3 protein-coding genes are annotated in these 3,257 nt (G+C 46.0%); 2 read left to right on the top strand and 1 reads right to left on the bottom strand.

The annotated features are described in order from the left end of the window. A partial coding sequence (locus H6G62_RS26445; RefSeq protein WP_190492888.1) for a hypothetical protein occupies positions 1–184 on the top strand: 184 nt, incomplete at its 5' end. A gap of 15 nt (positions 185–199) precedes the next feature. Here the strand turns inward: H6G62_RS26445 and H6G62_RS26440 are convergent. Then, the gene (locus H6G62_RS26440; protein ID WP_190500745.1) at positions 200–2,110 is read right to left on the bottom strand and encodes a PAS domain S-box protein; all 1,911 of its coding nucleotides are present in this window, start codon (positions 2,108–2,110) and stop codon (positions 200–202) included. A gap of 684 nt (positions 2,111–2,794) precedes the next feature. Here H6G62_RS26440 and H6G62_RS26435 point away from each other — a divergent pair. Beyond that, positions 2,795–3,257, top strand: a 463-nt coding sequence (locus tag H6G62_RS26435) for a tetratricopeptide repeat protein (RefSeq protein ID WP_190500744.1), incomplete at its 3' end; no start/stop codon positions are given.

Genomic DNA, 3,257 nt, shown 5'->3' with positions numbered 1-3,257 from the left:
CCTCCGCTGGCTCAAGGGTGCCGTCAACAAAGGGCGTCCGTTGCTCCAACCCATCCCCCTGCTCACCGTTGACCCTGAACCCTGCTTTGCCTCTAAAAACGCCGAAGACCAGTACTATGACCGCATCTGGTTCTCTAGGATCCAGTCCATACGATGTCAATTGCCCCCCTGGGAGGCGGCATAAAGATGTGTCAGGCAGTCAGGTCAAAGGGTCGCGGATACTTTGATGCTTCAGGGTTTCTTTCAGGTTGAGGTTCGCAACGGCCATACCAACCTGTTCCGCTAGGCTGTAAGCCAGTTGTTGTTTTGCATCATCTAGAACATCAGCATTTTTAGTAGCCAGATAAAACAAGCCAAGGGTTTCACCTTGAACAATCATGGGAATACAAAGGGTCGCTGCAAGGTCAGCTTCAGAGGGAATATGCTGACAGCGTAGACTAGGATAATCGGCCTCTACATGGTGAATTTGCCCCCGCCTTATTCCCCAGCATTCATGGGGAGACAAGTCCATCTGAAATGAAAAATATGGCCCAAAATGGCTCATATTCTCTAGTCGATCATGCGACTTACGGGCGATGAAAATATCCCCAGCACAATGGGGGAAAAGATCTTCCACTAAACTGGTAATGGTATAGCAGGCTTCTTCAACTGTCGCCGCTGCATGAAGAAAGTCACTGATCTCATTTAGCGTGACCATTTCGGCATGGCGTTGGGCTAGATCGGTCACCCGACTTTCGAGTTCATCATTCAGCTGATAGAGCTTCTGCTCAGACTGTTTGAGGGTTGTCACATTGCGGAAGGTAACGGCAAAACCATCCTCTAGTTTGACGGCAACCGCTTCAAAACAGGACTCAATACCATCATGGTTATAGTAAAACTCTCGCTGGTAGGGTTCTCCAGTTTCGACGGTGTGGACATAGCCTTCAAAGAGCCCTTCATCTTGGTTTCCGGGCATTTCCTCTAGCAGGCGTTTACCCATAAGATAACCCTCGGATCGACCAATCATTCGACAGGCCGCAGGATTGCTGAGAGTCCATTCAAAGTCAATAATTTTTCCTTCAAAGTTACGTACTGATTGGAAGGCCATAATGCCGTCTAGCGAACTATTTAGGACACTGCTAAGTTTTGCCTCTGAGACTTTTAAGGTCTCTTTGGTAGTGACTAATTCCGTAATATCGAGATAGCTTTCTACAATTCGAATGACCTGTCCCTGCTCATCTTTTATAGGGGTAGCACGGGTGAGAACATAGATAATAGAGCCATCTTTATGATGATATCGCTGAGTAGCACAAAACTGATCTACTTTGCCACTATTATAATCTTCCAAAAACTGCCAAGAATTTTCACGATCTGCCTGTAGAATCACAGAATTCCACATATCTCTGGAATCTTCAAGTTCGTCCTCTGAATAGCCGATCATGGACTTAAATTGAGGTGAAAAATAAATATTTTTGGTTATAAGATCCCAATCAGAAAAACTCCCTGATAAAACCTTAAGTACTAGATCAATTTGCTCCTTAGCTGTCTTTAGATCAAGCTCGAACTGACGTTGATCCGTAATGTCACGCGCTGTAGAATAGATTAAATTTTCAATGTTAATAGAACGCCATTCTAGCCACCGATAGGAACCATCTTTACAACGATATCGATTTTTAAAATGGAGTGCGGTTTTCTGATTTCCTAGCCGATGAATAGCTTCCAGGGTAGCAGATAAGTCATCTGGATGGACATAGTCTAGGAAGCGAGACCCTTCAAGGTGATTGATGGAATACCCTAGAATATCTTGCCACTGCTGGCTAAGCCGATGGAAATATCCCTCTGTATCAGTAATACAAAGCAAATCTATGCTCGCGGTAAAGAACTGATCTAGTTCATGAGTTTTAGTATGCAGCTCTAGCTCTATTTCTTTTCGATCACTAATATCCTCTGCTACATAGGAAAATCGAGGTCGCCAATAACTACCAATACCAATAAACGAGACTACAACAGAGAGCCAAACTGTTTCTTCAGTTTCAGTTTTAGTATAAGCATATTCAAATCGTACAGGCTGGCCAGAAACTTGGCTTCTATGATAGTATTCGATCCAAGTTTTAATATGAGCTTCTGACATTCCCAAATCTCTAGACCACCGACCTTGAATGAAATCCACAGTGGTATTGAGAAAGGTAGCTGTAGCCTGATTGATAGACAGGTTAAAAATGTCATTCTGAGATAGCTCTACTATCCCCATCATTAGTGGCGAAGAGGTATAGAAACTTTGTAAAATGGCCGTCTGTTACTGGAGCTCATGCTGGACTTGCCGTTGGTTGGTAATCTTGCGAGGATTAGCAAAAGATACATTAGGATAAGACAACTTTTGCATCAGAATCACAACTTCAGTGAGACAACAGTGTGATTTACGTCTGATACTAGGAAACTTATACAGCTCGGCCAGATGATTTCATGGGACTGATCAGAATTTTGTGTAAGCGGTCTAGAATCCCGATACTTGAGGAGACCGCACCCTGCTACGCAAGAAGACCGAACAGAACAGCATCGATGATATGTTGGACGACCTGTTGTTTGACTGCGATGGGCCAGATTGGGGGATGGCACCGATTCGTGTAAAAATGGGCCACATCTCCTGAAACCTTTATAGGACAGCGGCTACAAGACTCAAAAATTCAGGATTTTGGCACTGGTCACGTCTCTTTACGGCGGCTGATGCACCTTAGGTTGGCGTAGAAACTGAATAAGTAGCCCAGGGCGAGACCTATATAGTGATGTTACCCACAAATTTAGGAGTATTACCCCCATGCGCTATGGCTTGAAATGGTTGACTTTGGTTGTGTTGACGGCTGCGCTGGTGCCCCTAGCTGATAATCCCGATTTTTTACACGGAAATGGGATGCTGGTGCCCGCTGCAATGGCCCAGAGTGCCGAGGAGCGTAAGGTGGAGGCTGATCGGCTCTTGGAGCAGGGCATTGAGCAGGCTAACGTCAGTCAGTTTCGGGAAGCACTTCAATCTTGGGAACAGGCGTTGGCGATTTACCGCGAGATCGGGGATCGCCGAGGGGAAGGCGGCGCGCTGGGCAATTTGGGCATTGCTTACGCCTCTCTCGGTCAATATGAACGCGCCATTGACTTCCATGAGCAAAGTCTAGCGATAGCCCGCGAGATCGGGGATCGCCAAGGGGAAGGCCGCGCGCTGGGCAATTTGGGCCTTGCTTACTTCTCTCTCGGTCAATATGAACGCGCCATTGACTTCCATGAGCAAA

The sequence above is a fragment of the Phormidium sp. FACHB-1136 genome (assembly GCF_014697375.1).
Taxonomy (GTDB): domain Bacteria; phylum Cyanobacteriota; class Cyanobacteriia; order Phormidesmidales; family Phormidesmidaceae; genus Nodosilinea.
Note: the sequence above shows the minus strand (reverse complement) of the source record. Positions and strands in the feature narration are given on the sequence as shown.